Origin of the sequence: Spirillospora sp. NPDC052242 (genome assembly GCF_040679555.1) — a bacterium.
Taxonomy (GTDB): domain Bacteria; phylum Actinomycetota; class Actinomycetes; order Streptosporangiales; family Streptosporangiaceae; genus Spirillospora.
Map to the genome: position 1 here is coordinate 1 of NZ_JBFAUZ010000025.1, position 16,173 is coordinate 16,173.

The 16,173-nt window shown below is 72.1% G+C and carries 15 protein-coding genes; 3 read left to right on the plus strand and 12 right to left on the minus strand.

The features are described 5' to 3' along the window. Window positions 1-647 precede the first annotated feature (647 nt). From tyrS to argC, 10 genes are all read right to left on the minus strand, one after another. Window positions 648-1,925 carry a tyrosine--tRNA ligase gene (gene tyrS / locus AB0L25_RS21090; protein ID WP_500174329.1) on the minus strand — a complete coding sequence of 426 codons (1,278 nt, stop codon included), beginning with the start codon at window positions 1,923-1,925 and terminating at the stop codon, window positions 648-650. Window positions 1,926-1,995: 70 nt separating this feature from the next. Then, entirely contained in the window at window positions 1,996-2,400 is a 405-nt protein-coding gene (locus tag AB0L25_RS21095; protein WP_500174330.1) for a hypothetical protein, read from the minus strand. Continuing rightward, window positions 2,397-3,029, minus strand: a complete 633-nt coding sequence (locus AB0L25_RS21100) for a DNA-3-methyladenine glycosylase (RefSeq protein WP_500174331.1) — start codon at window positions 3,027-3,029, stop codon at window positions 2,397-2,399. Before AB0L25_RS21100 ends, AB0L25_RS21095 begins: the two co-directional genes overlap by 4 nt. Window positions 3,030-3,139: 110 nt before the next feature. Next, on the minus strand, window positions 3,140-4,558 hold the full coding sequence (gene argH, locus AB0L25_RS21105) for an argininosuccinate lyase (RefSeq protein WP_500174332.1): 1,419 nt from the start codon (window positions 4,556-4,558) through the stop codon (window positions 3,140-3,142). Between the two features lie 170 nt (window positions 4,559-4,728). After that, window positions 4,729-5,232 carry an arginine repressor gene (locus tag AB0L25_RS21110; protein ID WP_500174436.1) on the minus strand — a complete coding sequence of 168 codons (504 nt, stop codon included), beginning with the start codon at window positions 5,230-5,232 and terminating at the stop codon, window positions 4,729-4,731. Window positions 5,233-5,240: 8 nt separating this feature from the next. Then, on the minus strand, window positions 5,241-6,158 hold the full coding sequence (gene argF / locus AB0L25_RS21115) for an ornithine carbamoyltransferase (protein WP_500174333.1): 918 nt from the start codon (window positions 6,156-6,158) through the stop codon (window positions 5,241-5,243). A gap of 3 nt (window positions 6,159-6,161) precedes the next feature. After that, window positions 6,162-7,412 carry an acetylornithine transaminase gene (locus AB0L25_RS21120; RefSeq protein WP_500174334.1) on the minus strand — a complete coding sequence of 417 codons (1,251 nt, stop codon included), beginning with the start codon at window positions 7,410-7,412 and terminating at the stop codon, window positions 6,162-6,164. Beyond that, on the minus strand, window positions 7,409-8,326 hold the full coding sequence (gene argB, locus AB0L25_RS21125; RefSeq protein WP_500174437.1) for an acetylglutamate kinase: 918 nt from the start codon (window positions 8,324-8,326) through the stop codon (window positions 7,409-7,411). The genes AB0L25_RS21120 and argB overlap by 4 nt, the downstream gene beginning before the upstream one ends. A 23-nt stretch (window positions 8,327-8,349) precedes the next feature. Beyond that, window positions 8,350-9,507, minus strand: a complete 1,158-nt coding sequence (gene argJ / locus AB0L25_RS21130) for a bifunctional glutamate N-acetyltransferase/amino-acid acetyltransferase ArgJ (protein ID WP_500174335.1) — start codon at window positions 9,505-9,507, stop codon at window positions 8,350-8,352. Next, window positions 9,504-10,532: an N-acetyl-gamma-glutamyl-phosphate reductase gene (argC, locus tag AB0L25_RS21135; RefSeq protein ID WP_500174336.1), complete on the minus strand. Its 1,029-nt coding sequence runs from the start codon at window positions 10,530-10,532 to the stop codon at window positions 9,504-9,506. The genes argJ and argC overlap by 4 nt, the downstream gene beginning before the upstream one ends. Window positions 10,533-10,699: 167 nt before the next feature. Here argC and AB0L25_RS21140 point away from each other — a divergent pair, with 167 nt between their 5' ends. Genes AB0L25_RS21140 through AB0L25_RS21150 form a run of 3 tightly spaced genes read left to right on the plus strand, consistent with a single transcriptional unit; the run spans window position 10,700 to window position 13,043 of the window. Next, window positions 10,700-11,188: a MarR family winged helix-turn-helix transcriptional regulator gene (locus AB0L25_RS21140; RefSeq protein WP_500174337.1), complete on the plus strand. Its 489-nt coding sequence runs from the start codon at window positions 10,700-10,702 to the stop codon at window positions 11,186-11,188. Further along, complete coding sequence (locus tag AB0L25_RS21145; RefSeq protein ID WP_500174338.1) at window positions 11,185-12,207, plus strand: ABC transporter ATP-binding protein; 1,023 nt, start codon at window positions 11,185-11,187, stop codon at window positions 12,205-12,207. Before AB0L25_RS21140 ends, AB0L25_RS21145 begins: the two co-directional genes overlap by 4 nt. Further along, window positions 12,204-13,043: an ABC transporter permease gene (locus AB0L25_RS21150; protein ID WP_500174339.1), complete on the plus strand. Its 840-nt coding sequence runs from the start codon at window positions 12,204-12,206 to the stop codon at window positions 13,041-13,043. Before AB0L25_RS21145 ends, AB0L25_RS21150 begins: the two co-directional genes overlap by 4 nt. Window positions 13,044-13,468: 425 nt before the next feature. Here AB0L25_RS21150 and AB0L25_RS21155 read toward each other — a convergent pair whose 3' ends face one another. Together AB0L25_RS21155 and AB0L25_RS21160 are read right to left on the minus strand one after the other, a co-directional pair. Next, window positions 13,469-14,203 carry a DUF7873 family protein gene (locus tag AB0L25_RS21155; RefSeq protein WP_500174340.1) on the minus strand — a complete coding sequence of 245 codons (735 nt, stop codon included), beginning with the start codon at window positions 14,201-14,203 and terminating at the stop codon, window positions 13,469-13,471. A 73-nt stretch (window positions 14,204-14,276) separates the two neighbouring features. After that, window positions 14,277-15,896 (minus strand): ABC-F family ATP-binding cassette domain-containing protein, encoded by a 1,620-nt coding sequence (locus AB0L25_RS21160; protein ID WP_500174341.1) that lies wholly within the window; start codon window positions 15,894-15,896, stop codon window positions 14,277-14,279. Window positions 15,897-16,173: the final 277 nt, after the last annotated feature.

Consider the following 16,173-nt stretch of genomic DNA (forward strand, 5'->3'; position numbering starts at 1 on the left):
CCAGCGTTCGTCCTGAGCCAGGATCAAACTCTCCATTAAGGTCTCACCGACTCACCGGGGGCGAACCCGAAGAGCCAAACCTTGGAAACAATCCCAGCAATGCATCCATTGGATGCTTGCCTCAAAGAAATCCCCAGCCTCACAACCTCCCCGAAGAGAGGATGCAGGGCCTCGGGGGTGATCCGGCCTGCCGGCCGAATCGTTAAAGGCACTGGCTTTTAACACGCTGTTGAGTTCTCAAGAAACGGACACCCACCGCGCTCGGTCCCGCTCTCGCGGCCCTCGCTCCGGGGCAACCCTTCTACTGTATCCGATCCGCCCGGTTTGTCAACCTCTGGGTGGTTCGGCCCTCCGTGTCCCGTTTCGGGCGCGACGGATCGCACCCGCTTCGGTGTCTGGAGGTTCCCCCCGGGGCCGGCCGCCGTCTCCGGCGTCCCGCTCCCCCGTGGGGCGTGTAGAACATTAGGACGCCCCGGCAGGACCGTCAAATCGAGCCGAGATCATGCGAAAGCCCAGCTCACGCAGGGTTTTCAGGGCAGTAGAGCGGGTCTCCGTGACCTCACTGTGACGTTTGTTTTCGCAACTTTTGGGCAGTCATAACGAACGCCCGCCCGGAGCGGACTCCGGACGGGCGTTCACCTGGGCGTTCAGGACCCGGTCACCTCGACGCCCCCGACGTTGCGCTTGCCCCGCCGCAGGACGAGGTAGCGCCCGTGCAGGAGGTCGGTGGATGCGGGGACGGCGTCCTCCGAGTCGACCTTCGCGTTGTTGAGGTACGCGCCGCCCTGGGCGACCGCGCGCCGCGCCTCCGACTTGCTTTTGCACAGGCCGGACGCCACGAGGAGGTCCACGATCGGCGGGAGCTCTCCCTTGGCGACGTTCGCAGACGGGACCTCGGCGAGGGCCGCGCCGAGGGTGCGTGCGTCCAGTTCGTCGAGGGACCCCTGCCCGAACAGGGCACGGGACGCCGCGACGACGCGGGCGGTCTCGTCCGCGCCGTGGACGAGCGTGGTCATCTCCTCGGCCAGCGCGCGCTGCGGCGCGCGGGCGGCGGGGCGTTCGGCGCCCTGCTTGACGAGGTCCTCGATCTCGTCGCGGGAGCGGAAGCTGAAGACCTTGAGGTACTTCTCGACGTCACGGTCGTCCGCGTTGAACCAGAACTGGTAGAACGCGTACGGCGAGGTCAGGTCGGGGTCGAGCCAGTAGGTCTCGCCGCCGGCGGTCTTGCCGAACTTGGAGCCGTCGGCCTTGGTGAGCAGCGGTGTGGTGAGGGCGTGCGCGGACGCTCCCTCGACGCGGCGGATGAGGTCGACGCCGGCGGTGAGGTTGCCCCACTGGTCGCTGCCGCCCGTCTGCAGCCGGCAGCCGTAGCGCCGGTACAGCTCGAGGTAGTCCATCGACTGGAGCAGGACGTAGCTGAACTCGGTGTAGCTCATGCCGGTGCTCTCGAGGCGGGTCTTGACCGTCTCCCGGGCGAGCATCCGGTTGACCGGGAAGTGCTTGCCGACGTCGCGCAGGAACTCGATGGCCGTCATGGGGCCGGTCCAGTCGAGGTTGCTGACCATCGTCGCGCCGGTGGGGCCCTCGTCGAAGTCGAGGAACCGGGACACCTGGCCGCGGATGCGCTCGACCCAGCCGGCGACGGTCTCCTGCGAGTTGAGGACGCGCTCGGCGCTCTTGCCGCTGGGGTCGCCGATCAGGCCGGTGGCGCCGCCGACGAGGCCGATGGGCCGGTGACCCGCCTTCTGGAAGCGGCGCAGCGTGAGGATCTGGATCAGGTTGCCCAGGTGCAGGGACGGCGCGGTCGGGTCGAACCCGCAATAGAGCGTGACCGGCCCCGCGGCGAGCAGTGCCCGCAGATCGTCCTGATCGGTGGACTGCGCGATCAGATCGCGCCACGCGAGGTCGTCCAGGATGTCGGTCACGTTCTTCCTCGTCTCCTGTCTGTCTTCCCTGGCAGTCTGCCCTGGTGGGGGCTTGTGACGCCAACGATATTCAACGGCCGCCGAGGTAGTGGCGGGCGGGGACGAACACGCGGTGCCTTGAGGCGAAGGTCACCTGAACGCCCGTTTCGTCCCAGCGGGCCGACTCGATCTCCGGCCGGCCACCGAAGTCGATGCGGACGTAGTGGCCGTAGGAGAGGCCCGGGTCCCGGCCGGTGTAGAGCTCGTACGACTGGTGGCGGCCGAACAGCAGGCTGCTCTTCTCGATGACCGCGGCGTAGTGCACGGACCCGTCCTCGTACCGGACGGACGACGGCTGCCGTTCGACCTCGCCGATCTCGGCGGTGCGATGGAGCGGGCCGTCGACGATGACGACGGCGAGCAGGAGGCCGAACGCGAGCCAGCCGACCATGGCGGCGCGGCGGCTGGGGCGCGGCGGCGGGGGCGGGGTGATCATCCGGACGCGGCGGCCTTCCGGTTGCGCGGGACGTGGGCACGGTACGGGGAGACGTTCGGGTCGCCGTCGATCCAGAACCGCCAGGGGACGTCCTTGGCGGCGTTCACGCCGGTGCGGGGGCCCTGCCGGACGCGTGCGGGGTCGGCGGGTTCGCCCTGGTGGACGGTCAGTTCGCCGCCGGGCGTGCAGATGTCCAGGCCGTTCTGCTCGCGGGCGATGCCGAGGGCCTCGCAGAGGCGGGCGGGGCCGCGGGCGAGGTCCCGGACGGACGAGCGGGGGCGGCGCGCGCGGGCCGTCTCCTCCCCCTCGATGATCTCGCCGGCGCGGAGGAGGACGGCGGAGGACGTCCCTTCGGGGCCGCACACGAGGTTCATGCAGAAGTGCATGCCGTAGGTGAAGTAGACGTAGGCGTGGCCGGGCGGGCCGAACATGACCTCGTTGCGGGCCGTCCGTCCGCGGTAGGCGTGGGAGGCGGGGTCGAGGGGGCCCGCGTACGCTTCGACCTCGGTCAGCCGCACGGCGACGTCGCCGTCGGGTGTGCGGTGCCGCAGGACGTGTCCGAGGAGTGCGGGCGCGATCTCGTCGACCGGGCCGTCGAAGAACTCGCGTGGCAGGAGCGCCGCGTCCATCGCCTCACCGTGCTCGTTGGGGATCCGACGGTTCGCAGCCTAGGGCGTTTCGGGACCGTTCGGGCCGTCCTCGGGGATCGGTCCGAACGGTCCCGGTGGGCTCGTGCGGGTCAGGCGTCGGCGCCGGTGGCCCAGGACGCGTGCTCGTTGACCTGGGCGCGCAGGGCGGTGATCTGCTCGCGGACGCGGTCGGGGGCGGTGCCGCCGTGGGCCTTGCGGGACGCGAGGGCGCCGGGGACGTTCAGGACCTCGCGGACGTCGGGCGTCAGGTGCGGCGACACCTTGATCAGTTCGTCGTCGGTGAGGTCGTCGAAGTTCTTGTCGTTCACCTGGCACCAGACGACGAGGTGCCCGACGACCTCGTGGGCGTCGCGGAAGGCGACGCCGCGCCGGACGAGCAGTTCGGCGAGGTCGGTGGCGAGGGCGAAGCCGTCGGCGGCGGTGGCCTCGAGGCGCTCGGTGTTGACGCGCATGGTGGCGATGAGGCCGGACATGGCGGGCAGGACGAGCAGGAGGGTCTCGACGGCGTCGAAGGCGCCCTCCTTGTCCTCCTGCAGGTCGCGGTTGTAGGTGAGCGGCAGGCCCTTGAGGGTGGTCAGGAGGCCGACGAGGTGGCCGATGAGGCGGCCGGCCTTGCCGCGGGCGAGTTCGGCGACGTCGGGGTTCTTCTTCTGCGGCATGATCGACGACCCGGTGGCGTAGGTGTCGTCCATCTCGATCCAGCGGAACTCCTGCGACGCCCAGAGGCAGATCTCCTCGCCGAGGCGGGAGAGGTGGACGCCGATGAGCGCGGCGGCGAAGAGGAACTCGGCGACGAAGTCGCGGTCGGCGACGGCGTCCATGGAGTTGGGCGCGGCGGCGTCGAACCCGAGTTCGGCGGCGGTGGCCTGCGGGTCGAGCGGCAGGGACGACCCGGCGAGGGCACCGGAGCCGAGCGGGGACACGGCGGTGCGGCGGTCCCAGTCGCGGAGCCGGTCGATGTCGCGGGTGAGGGGCTGGACGTGCGCGAGCAGCTGGTGCGAGAACAGGACGGGCTGCGCGTGCTGCAGGTGCGTCATGCCGGGGGCCGCGACGCCGAGGTTGTGCTCGGCCTGGGCGATCAGCGCGGTCTCCAGCTCGACCAGCCGGGAGACGATCTGGCGGGCGTGGTCGCGCAGGTAGAGGCGCAGGTCGGTGGCGACCTGGTCGTTGCGGCTGCGGCCCGCGCGGAGCTTGCCGCCGAGGGCGCCGAGCCGTTCCAGCAGGCCGCGCTCGAGGGCGGTGTGGACGTCCTCGTCGGCGACGGCGGGACGGAACTCGCCGGTGCGGCACGCCTCCTCGAGGTCGTCCAGGGCACCGATCATGCGCTCGAGCTCGTCGTCGGTGAGCAGTCCCGCCCGGTTGAGGACGCGGGCGTGTGCGCGCGAGCCCATGAGGTCGTAGGGGGCGAGCCGCCAGTCGAACTGGACGCTCACCGAGAGCCGGGCGAGCGCGTCCGACGGGCCGCCCTCGAACCGGCCGCCCCACAGCCGCGTCGGTGCCTTGGTCACGGAATTTCCTCTTCTTCCCACCATGTCGATTCGTTCGTCGGCCGTCCCGCGGCGCCGCGCCGGCGTGCGCCGCTGGCGCGCGCGGGCACCGCGGTGGACGGCGTCCCCACAGCGTACGGGCTGCGGGGCGCGCCGGGCGGGACGGCCCGTTGGGTGCGGGGCGTCGGCCCCTAGCTTCGTCGTTCCCGGCCTTCGGTCAGCTTGAGGAGCGACTGGGCGACGTCGTCGCCGCCGTTCGGGTCGCGGGCGATGACGAGGATGGAGTCGTCGCCCGCGACGGTGCCGAGGATCGTGGACCACTCGGCGTGGTCGATGGCCGAGGCGAGGTACTGGGCGGCGCCGGGCGGGGTCCGCACGATGACGAGGTTGGCGGACGCCTCGGCGGACACGAGCAGTTCGGCGGCGAGCCGGGTCAGCCGTCCGGTGAAGGTCTCGGCGGCGCCGGTGCGGGCGCGCGGGATCCGCTGGCCGCCCTCGCCGGGGACGGCGTAGATGAGGCTGCCGTCGTCGCCGCGGAGCCGGACGGCGCCGATCTCGACGAGGTCGCGCGAGAGGGTGGCCTGGGTGACCTCGACGCCCTCGTCGCCGAGCAGCTTCGCCAGCTCGCCCTGGGAGTGGACGGGGTGGCGGGTGAGCAGCTCGATCACCCGGGCGTGCCGGGCGGCCTTGGTCATCGGCGTGTTCACCCGGACCGCTCCAGCAGCCAGACGAGCAGGGCCTTCTGGGCGTGCAGGCGGTTCTCGGCCTCGTCCCAGACGCGGCTGCGCGGGCCGTCGAGGACGGACGCGGCGATCTCCTTGCCGCGGTAGGCGGGCAGGCAGTGCAGGACGATCGCGTCGCCGGCGGCGCGGGCGAGGAGGTCCTCGGTGACGGCGTACGGCTCGTAGAGCGCGGTGTCCTTGCCGTCCTGCCCCATGGAGACCCAGGTGTCGGTGGCGAGGACGTCGGCGCCGTCGGCGGCCGCGGCGGGGTCGTCGGTGACGGTGACGGAGCCGCCGGTGTCGGCGGCGATCTCGGTGGCGCGCTTGACGACGGCGGGGTCGGGCGGCAGGGACGCGGGGGCGCCGACGCGGACGTGCATGCCGGCGGTGGCGCAGCCGAGGAGGTAGGAGTGGGCCATGTTGTTGGCGCCGTCGCCGAAGTAGGCGAGGGTCGCGCCGGCGAGGTCGCCGCGGTGCTCGCGGACGGTCTGCAGGTCGGCGAGGATCTGGCAGGGGTGGAACTCGTCGGTGAGGGCGTTGACGACCGGGACGGTCGTGCCCTCGGCCATCTCCTCGATGCGCTCCTGCCCGGCGGTGCGCCACACGATGGCGGCGACCTGCCGTTCGAGGACGCGGGCGGTGTCGGCGATGGTCTCGCCGCGGCCGAGCTGGCTGGTGCCGGCGTCCATGACGAGCGGGTTGCCGCCGAGTTCGGCGATGCCGGCGGTGAACGAGAGCCGGGTGCGGGTGGACGGCTTGTCGAACAGCACGGCGACGGACCGCGGGCCCTCCAGGGGCCGGTGCCCGAACCGGTCCGCCTTGACGCGGGCGGCCAGGTCGAGGACCTCGGCCTGCTCGGCCGGGGTGAGGTCGTCGTCGCGCAGGAAGTGCCTGGTCATCGCTCAATTCTCCTTCACGGCGGAGTCGCCGGCGGCGTCGGCGGCGGATTGGGCGGCGGATCGGGCGGCGTCGAGGATCGCGGGCAGTGCGGCGGTGAACGCGCGGGCCTGCTCGGCGGTGATGATCAGCGGCGGGGCGAGCCGCAGCGCGTCCGGCTGCAGCGCGTTGATCAGGAACCCGGCGTCGCGGGCGGCGGCCTCGACGGCCGGGGCGTGCGGGCCGGTGAGGACGATCGCGCGCCACAGGCCGCGGCCCCGGACGCCCGCGAGCAGCGGGTGGTCGACGGCGGCGATGCCCGCGGCGAGTTCGTCGCCGACGGCGGTGGCGTTGCCGAGCAGCCCGTCGCGGTCGATGGTGTCGAGGACGGCGAGCGCGGCGGCGGCACCGATCGGGTTGCCGCCGAAGGTGCTGCCGTGGTCGCCCTTGGCGAACAGGTCGCCGTGCGGGCCGAACGCGACGCAGGCGCCGATCGGGAGGCCGCCGCCGAGGCCCTTGGCGAGGGTGATGACGTCGGGCCTGGCGTTCTCGTGCTGGAACGCGAACCAGGTGCCGGTCCGGCCGATCGCGGACTGGATCTCGTCGGCGACGAGCAGCGCGCCCGTGGCGTCGCAGATCTCGCGGGCGGCGGCGAAGTAGCCGTCCGGCGGGGGGACGACCCCGGCCTCGCCCTGGGTGGGTTCGAGGAACACCGCGGCGCAGTCGCCGTCGACGGCGGCCTTGAGGGCGTCGGCGTCCCCGTAGGGGACGAACCGGACGTCGCGGCCGAACGGTCCGAACGGCTCGCGGATCGCGGCCTTGCCGGTGAGGGAGAGCGCGCCGAGCGTGCGGCCGTGGAAGCCGTTCTCGGTGGCGACGAAGTACGAGCGGCCGTTCTCCTTGCCGTACTTGATCGCGAGCTTGAGGGCGCACTCGTTGGCTTCGGTGCCGCTGTTGGCGAGGAAGACCCGGCCCGCCGGCCCGTCGTCGCCGCCCAGCAGGCCGCGCAGCCGCTCGGCCAGCAGCACCTCGGGCTCGTGCAGGAACAGGTTCGAGGTGTGCGCGATCGTCGCGGCCTGCGCGGTGACGGCCTCGACGAGGGCGGGGTGCGCGTGGCCGAGGGAGCTGACGGCGATCCCGGCGATGAGGTCGAGGTAGGCGCGTCCGTCGGCGTCCCAGACGGTGCATCCCTCGCCGCGGGCGAGCGCGACCGGCGGGACGCCGTAGTTCGGCATGAACGCGGCCTCGAACCGCTTCCTGAGATCGTCGCCGCTCACGCGTTCCCCTCCGTCGTCCGCCGCACGCCCGCGGGGCTGGGCAGCACCATCGTCCCGATCCCTTCGTCGGTGAAGATCTCCAGCAGGAGCGAGTGCGACACCCGCCCGTCCAGCACGTGGGCCTGCGGGACGCCGCCGCGCACGGCGGTCAGGCAGGCCTCCATCTTCGGCACCATGCCCGCCGACAGGCCGGGCAGCAGGTCGGCGAGCTCGTCGGTGGTGAGCCGGTCGATGACGTCGTCGCTGTCGGGCCAGTTCGCGTAGAGGCCCTCGACGTCGGTGAGGACGACGAGCTTGGCGGCGTCGAGCGCGACGGCGATCGCGGCGGCGGCGGTGTCGGCGTTGACGTTGTAGACCTCGCCGTCGTCGCCGCGCGCGACGCTGGAGATGACCGGGACGCGCCCGTCGTCGAGCATCGCGCGGACGGCCCCGACCTGCACCTCGACGATCTCGCCGACCTGGCCGATGTCGACCGGTTCGCCGTCGACGACGGCGCGCTTGCGCTCGGCGGTGAGCAGGTTCGCGTCCTCCCCCGACATGCCGATCGCGAACGGGCCGTGCCGGTTGATCAGCCCGACGACGTCCCGCTGCACCTGGCCGGTGAGGACCATCCGGACGACCTCCATGGCCTCCGGGGTGGTGACGCGCAGGCCCGCGGTGAAGGACGACTCGATGCCGTTGCGGTCGAGGGCGGCGTTGATCTGCGGGCCGCCGCCGTGCACGATCACGGGCTTGAGGCCCGCGTAGCGCAGGAACACGACGTCCTCGGCGAAGGAGTGCCGCAGCGCCTCGTCGGTCATGGCGTGCCCGCCGTACTTGATCACGACGGTGCGTCCGTGGAACCGCTCGAGCCACGGCAGCGCCTTGATGAGCGTCTCGGCCTTCGCCATGACGCCGGCCCGGTTCTGGCGCATCTGGGCGCCCGGGGTGATCGCGCTCATGTCGAGTACGCCGAGTTCTCGTGGACGTAGTCGGCCGTGAGGTCGGTCGTCCAGACGGTGGCGCTGTGCGGGCCCGCGGCGAGGTCGACGGTGATCGTCACGTCCCGGGGGCGCAGGTCGACCTTGTCGCGGTCGTCGCCGAAGGAGCCGCCCCGGCACACCCACACGCCGTTGATCGCGACGTTGAGCTGGTCGGGTTCGAAGACGGCGTCGGTGGTGCCGACGGCCGACAGGACCCGGCCCCAGTTGGGGTCCTCTCCGTGGATGGCGCACTTGAGCAGGTTGTTGCGGGCGATGGAGCGGCCGACGACGACCGCGTCGTCCTCGGTCGCGGCGCCGACGACCTCGATCGCGATGGCCTTGGAGGCGCCCTCGGCGTCCACGAGGAGCTGCCGGGTGAGGTCGGCGCAGACCTCGGTGAGCAGCGCGGTGAACTCGTCCTCGGCGGGGACGGTCCCGGCGGCGCCGGACGCCAGCAGCAGGACGGTGTCGTTGGTGGACATGCAGCCGTCGGCGTCGAGCCGGTCGAGGGTGGCGCCGGTGGCGGCGCGCAGCGCCCGGTCGAGGGTCTCGGCGGGCAGGTCGGCGTCGGTGGTGATCACGCAGAGCATGGTGGCGAGGGACGGGGCGAGCATGCCCGCGCCCTTGGCCATCGCGCCGATCATGTAGCCGCCGGCGCCCTGCCGGAAGGAGATCTTGGCGACGGTGTCGGTGGTGCGGATCGCGTCGGCCGCGGCGAGCCCGCCGTCGCCGCGCGACAGTTCGGCGGCGGCGGCGTCCACGCCGGGCAGCAGCGCGTCCATGGGGAGCCGCTCGCCGATGAGGCCGGTGGAGCAGACCGCGACCTCGCCGGCGGAGTCGCCGAGGGCCGCGGCGACCCGCTCGGCGGTGGCGTGGGTGTCCTGGAACCCGGCGGGGCCGGTGCAGGCGTTGGCGCCGCCGGAGTTCAGCACGACCGCGTGGACGCGGCCGCCCTTGAGGACCTGCTCGGACCACAGCACCGGGGCGGCCTTCACGCGGTTGCGGGTGAAGACGCCGGCGGCGGCGCGGGACGGGCCGTCGTTGACGACCAGGGCGAGGTCGCGGTTGCCGCTGTCCTTGAGCCCGGCGACGACGCCGGCGGCGCGGAAACCCTGGGGTGCGGTGACGCTCACGGGGACACTCCGATCGTGGTCAGCCCGAGTTCTTCCGGGAGGCCGAGGGCGAGGTTGGCGCTCTGCACGGCGCCTCCCGCGGTGCCCTTGGTGAGGTTGTCGATGGCGGCGACGGCGACGATGCGGCCCGCGTCCTCGTCCAGGGCGACCTGGACGAGCGCGGTGTTCGCGCCGAGGGTCATGGAGGTGGCGGGCCAGCGTCCCTCGGGGAGCAGGCCGACGAACGGCTCCCCCGCGTAGGCCGTCGCGTAGGCGTCCCGCAGTGCCTCGGCGGTGAGGCCGGGACGGGCCTTGGCGGTGCAGGTGGCGAGGATGCCGCGGCTCATCGGCGCGAGCGTCGGCGTGAACGACACGGTCACGCGCTCGCCGGCGGCCGCGCTGAGGTTCTGCACGATCTCGGGGGTGTGGCGGTGGGTGCCGCCGACCCCGTAGGGGCTCATCGACCCCATGACCTCGCTGCCCAGCAGGTGCGGCTTGAGGGACCGTCCCGCGCCGGACGTGCCGGACGCCGCGACCACGACGACGTCGGGTTCGGCGATCCCGGCGGTGAACGCCGGGAGCAGCGCGAGGGTGACGGCCGTCGGGTAGCAGCCGGGGACGGCGATGCGCCGGGTGGCGCGCAGCGCGTCGCGGGCGCCGGGGAGTTCGGGGAGGCCGTAGGGCCAGGTGCCGGAGTGCGGCGTCCCGTAGAACCTCTCCCAGGCGGCCGGGTCGGTGAGGCGGAAGTCGGCGCCGCAGTCGACGACGAGGACGTCGTCGCCGAGGCGTTCGGCGAGTTCGGCGGACCGCCCGTGCGGCAGCGCGAGGAAGACGACGTCGTGCCCGGCGAGGACGTCCGGGGTGGTCTCGGCCAGGACGCGCCCGGCCAGGGATCGCAGGTGGGGCTGGTGCGCGCCCAGTTCGGTGCCCGCGTTGGAGCCCGCCGTCAGCGCGCCGATCTCGAATTCGGCGTGTCCGTCGAGGATGCGCAGCAGCTCGCCGCCAGCGTAACCGCTGGCGCCGGCGACCGCCGTCCGGATTCCCATGTTCCACTCTGCCCTTCGGAAGCGACAAGCAAGAGTATGCATGGCAATGGATGAATATTCAAAGCCGGACCGCGGTGCGGCGCGGCGATGAGACCGACGCCACAGCGAAGATACTTAGCCCTCTAATGATTTGACAACTTAATTTCAGCGGCCTCACAATCGAGCGCATGGACAGGGAGACTCTCGGCTTCGGCGACCTCGCCGACCTCGGCCCGCCCGAGGAATGGCCCGTCGGCCGGCTGTTCGCCGCCGCCTCGAAACTGGCGGGCCCGGTCATGTGGCGGCTCGTCGAGAAGCACGGCGTCAGCCCCGCCGGGTTCTTCATGCTGCGCATCCTGGTGGGCGAGGACGGCCTGCGCCCCGGGGAGGTCGCCCGGCGGCTCATGCAGTCGGCCGCCACCGCGACGTCGGTCGCCGACACCCTGGAGCGCAACGGGCTGCTGGAGCGCCGCCGCGACGAACGCGACCGCCGCGCCGTCCGGCTGCACGTCACCGACGCCGGCCGCGCGCTCGTCGCCGAGACGGGGCACGCCATGTCGCGGGACCTGTGGGCGCTGTACGACGTCGCCGACGACGCCGACGAGCCCGCCGTGCGCCGCTACCTGCTCACCCTGCTCGAACGCTTCACCGACTTCTCCGAAGGAGACCGCTGTTGACCGCGTTCCCCGACAACGAACGGTCCCCCGGCGGCGCGCGCCCGCCGGACGGCGGCGCGGCCCACGGCGCGGCCGTCCGCGCCGTCGACCTGCGCAAGACCTACCCCGCCTCCGGGCCGCGGCCCGAGGTGCCCGCCGTCCGCGGCATCGACCTGGACGTCCCGCGCGGCGAGTTCTTCGGCCTGCTCGGGCCGAACGGCGCGGGCAAGTCCACGACCATCGGCATGCTCACCACGCTCGTCGTCCCGACCGGCGGCAGCGCGTCGGTGTGCGGCCTGGACGTCGTGAAGGACACCGTCGAGATCAAGCGGCGCATCGGCGTGGTGTCGCAGAACAACACCCTCGACAGCGACCTGACCGCCGCCGAGAACCTCGAGTTCCGCGGCCGGTTCTTCGGGCTGAGCACCAAGGACGCCCGCCGCCGCGCCGACGAGCTGATCGAGCTGTTCGGGCTCGGCGAGCACCGCAAGGGCAACCCGTTCGAGATGTCGGGCGGGCAGGCCAAGCGCGTGATGATCTGCCGCGCGCTGATGCACGGGCCCGAGGTGCTGTTCCTGGACGAGCCGACCGCCGGGCTCGACCCGCAGACCCGCGCGAACCTGTGGGACGTGCTGCGCGGCCTGCAGGAGGGCGGGCAGACGATCGTCCTCACGACCCACTACATGGAGGAGGCCGAGGCGCTCTGCGACCGGGTCGCGGTCGTCGACCACGGCAAGGTCCTCGCGAGCGGCACGGTCGACGAGCTGAAGAACAGCGCGGGCGCCGACACCGTCATCACCGTCTCCTACGACGACGCGGTGCCCCGCGACGTCGAGGCGCTGGGCGACCGCGACGGCATCACCAAGGTCGAGGTCGGCGACGGGCAGGTGCGGGTGTTCGCCGCCGAACCGGACGGCGTCCTCGGCGAGCTCGTCGCGCTCGGCGCGAAGTCCGGCGTCGGCGTCACCGACGCCAGCCAGCTGCGCCCCAGCCTGGAGACCGTCTTCCTCACCCTGACCGGAAGGGAGTACAGGGAATGAGCAGCGTCCCGGTGCTGACGCCGCCGCCCCCGGCGCGGGCGACGGTCCCGCGCACGTTCGCCGCGATGATGGCGCGCGAAGTGCGGGTGATGCGCAAGAACCTGATCTCGACGTTCGTCCGGGTGCTGATGCAGCCCGTCATGTTCGTCTTCGTGTTCGCCTACGTGCTGCCCAAGCTCGGCGGCGGCGCGATGGCCGGCGCGGGCGGCGCCACGTTCTCCACCATCCTGGTGCCGGGCCTGGTCGGCTCGTCCATCATCATGCAGGCGATGATGGCGGTGACCTTCCCGCTGATGATGGAGCTGAACTGGCAGAAGTCGATCACCGACCGGGCGCTGGCGCCGGTCACGATCCCGCTGCTGGCGATCCAGAAGATCCTCGCGGCGGCGCTGCAGGGGCTCATCGGCGGGCTGCTGGTGTTCCCCGCGGTGCTGTTCATCCACGCCGAGGGCGAGGCGCCGCAGGTGAACGTGGACAACTGGCCCGTCCTGATCCTGGTCATGGTCGCCGGGTCGCTGCTGGCCGCCTCCGGCGGGCTGCTGCTCGGCACGCTCATGAACCCGCAGAAGGTCCAGATGATGTTCTCGCTGATCCTGCTGCCGATGACCATGCTCGGCTGCGTCTACTACCCGTGGTCGGCGCTGGAGAGCATCCCGTGGCTGCAGTACCTCAGCCTGCTCAACCCGCTCGTGTACGTCAGCGAGGGCCTGCGCAGCACGCTGACGCCCGACATCCCGCACATGCCCGCGTGGGCGTTCCTGCTCGCGATCGTCGGCGGGACGGTCGTCCTGACGTGGGCCGCGACCCGCACGTTCACCAAGCGCGTGCTGACGTAGGCGCCGGAGCGTAGGCGGGGCCCGGGGGTTTTGCCATCCCCCGGGCCCCTGTGGTTACCGCCCAATTCGCACGCCGGTCTGTCAAAGGACGTGGATCAGTCTGATGCGGCCCTTGCGCGTTACCTTTACGCCATCGCCCCACGAGCGGAGCGAGCCGGAATCGAACCGGCATCTCAAGGGACCCGTCCACGTCCGCGCGATCCGGCGATCGGCGGTGAATGCTGAGTCTGGAGCGAGAATCTGAGGTTGACGGGCGGCTGCCTCTACCGGTTGGGCCACCCCGGCGCGAGTGCCGGGGGCGGGACTCGAACCCGCATTTCGCACACCCTTGTCAGCTTCGGCTTCAGCTTCAGCTTGCGCTCCTCGCGCACCTCCCGCACGCCGGCGGGAGGATCCTTTTCAGTTGTCGGCCGGTCCCGGCGCGGTCAGCCGAAGAGGTAGCCGAACACCGCCTCCCCGACGCGCCGGTCCGTCACGTCGGCGCCGTTCGCCTCCTCGCGCGCGAACTTGACGGCGTCCTGCAGCCGCTCGATCCGGCCGAGCAGCTCGTTGACCCGCCTGGCCGGGAGCGCCCCGGAGAACTTCACGGTCGTCCAGTGGCCGATCGTGACGTCCTCGTAGTACACCTCGACCTGCGCCGGGTGGTTCTCGGTCGCCTCCGCCTTGACGTGGTTGCGCGGGACCTTCTTCGTCTTCACGGTGCGGACCGGCTCGGTCCGCCACACGTCGGTGGACGGGTCGAACACCCACGTCTCGGCGGCGTCCAGCACCGGCAGCCGCCGGACGAAGCCGTGCAGCTCCTTCAGCTGCTTCTCCAGGAAGAGCAGGTAGGACACCGGCACGTCCCGCAGGATCGTCGTGCCGTCCACGGCCACGTCGGCGCGGGCGTCGCAGTTCGCCCAGTCCTTGGTGGCGGTGACGTCGAACAGGCGCGTCAGCGACCCCGTCACGTCGCGCAGGACGTCGTCGACCTTGACCTGCACCCGGGTGGACTCCGCGGGGAACTGCTCCCCCTCCTCGTCCTTGGGCTGGTAGGTCCGCGAGATGCCGGACAGCAGCGGAGCCTTCTGGACCGCCTGCTGCGCGGCCGCGAGGTCCTGGACGGACTTGCTCTTCACGCCCTTCTCGACCGCGATGATCTGGTTGAGCCTCGTCGGCATCTCGTTCGCTCCCCTCGATGGACAGCAAGGACCGTAGCAGCGGGCGAATCGCGGTATCACCGCATTTTTCGGATCACTCCGGTTCCACCTCCGTCAGGCCGGTCGCGCGGTCCATCCGCAGCCAGCGGGTGAGGCCCAGCGTGCGCAGGAACGGCAGGTCGTGGCTGACCACGACGAGCGCGCCCCGGTACGCCGCGAGCGCCTGGGCGAGCTGGCGGGCGCTGGCCATGTCGAGGTTGTTCGTCGGCTCGTCCAGCAGCAGGAGCTGCGGGGGCGGCTCGGCGAGCAGCAGCGACGCCAGCACCGCGCGGAAGCGCTCGCCGCCCGACAGGGTCCCCGCGGGCCGCTCGGCCCGCGCGCCCCGGAACAGGAAGCGCGCCAGCCCCGACCGGATCTCGGTGACGGACGCCGACGGGGCGTGCGCCCGGACGTTGTCGATCACGCTGAGGGCCTCGTCCAGGACGTCCAGGCGCTGCGGCAGGTACCGCACGCCGTCGACGCCGATCTTGACGATCGTCCCGTCGGGGGCCGACTCGCCGACCAGCGCGCGCAGGAAGGTCGTCTTGCCCGAGCCGTTCGGGCCGACGAGGCCGATCCGCTCCGGGCCCCGGACGATCAGCTCGGTGAGCGTCGCGGGCTCGGGCTCCGGCGCGGACAGCCCGGTGACGGTCACGACGGTGCGCCCCGCCGGGACGCGCGTCGCGGGCAGCTCGACGCGGATCTCGTCGTCGTCGCGGACGGCGCTCTCCGCGTCGTCGAGCCGGGTCCGGGCGTCGGCGAGCCGCTCCTCGTGCATGATGCGGTGCTTGCCGGCCGCGACCTGCGCCTGCCGCTTGCGCTCCCCCATCACGATCTTCGGTTCGCGCTTGTTCTCGTTCATCTTGTCGCCGTACCGCTTGCGCCGGGCGAGCTTGACCTGCGCCTCCTCCAGCTCGCGTTTCTGCCGGCGCAGGTCGGTCTCGGCGGCGCGGACGGCGCGTTCGGCCGCCTCCTTCTCGACGGCGAGCAGTTCCTCGTAGGCGGACAGGTTGCCGCCGAACGAGCGGACGCCGCCGTCGCGCAGGTCGGCGATATCGTCGACCAGCTCCAGCAGTTCCCGGTCGTGGCTGACGACGACCAGCACGCCCTTCCAGGCCGCGACCGCGTCGTAGAGGCGGCGCCGCGCGTCCAGGTCGAGGTTGTTGGTCGGCTCGTCCAGCAGCAGGACGTCGGGACGGGCGAGCAGCAGCGCGGCGAGCCCGACCATCATGGCCTCGCCGCCGGACAGCGTCGGGACGGGCCGGTCGAGGTCGAGGTGCTCGAGGCCGAGCCGGTCCAGCTCGGCGCGGGCCCGCTCCTCGACGTCCCAGCCGTCGTCGCCGACGGCCGCGAAGTTCGCCTCGGTGGCCTCGCCCCGCTCGATGGCGTGCAGCGCGGCGCGCGTCCCGCTGATGCCGAGCAGGTCGGAGACCGTGGCGGAGCCGTCGAGGACGAGGGTCTGCGGCAGGTAGCCGACCTCGCCGTCGACGGTGATGCTGCCCGAGCCCGGCCGCAGTTCCCCGGCGACGAGCTTCAGCAGGGTGGACTTCCCCGCCCCGTTGACGCCGATCAGACCGGTGCGTCCGGCGCCGAACGCGACGTCGAGGCCGTCCAGGACGGTCGTCCCGTCGGGCCAGGCGAAGGACAGGTCGGTGCAGACGATGGCGTGAGACAAGAGGCGCTCCTCCGGTGGTGTCGTTCGGTGTGCTTGACACGTGGAGACACCGCGGAGAACGCGCATCGCGCCTGCGGGCGTAGGAAAGCCCGGGGACGAGGGTCCGCTGAGATCGCATGCGCGTGCCGGCGGCCCGATGACGGGCGCGGCTTGTCGCGCGGTGCCTGCGACCTCAGATCCTCAATGGACTCCCCAACCGGGCGGCAATGTGACGGGGCCAGATTACTCGAACGCTTATCGCAACACAAGTAGCGTTAAGAAATTCTTCCGGCGGAGC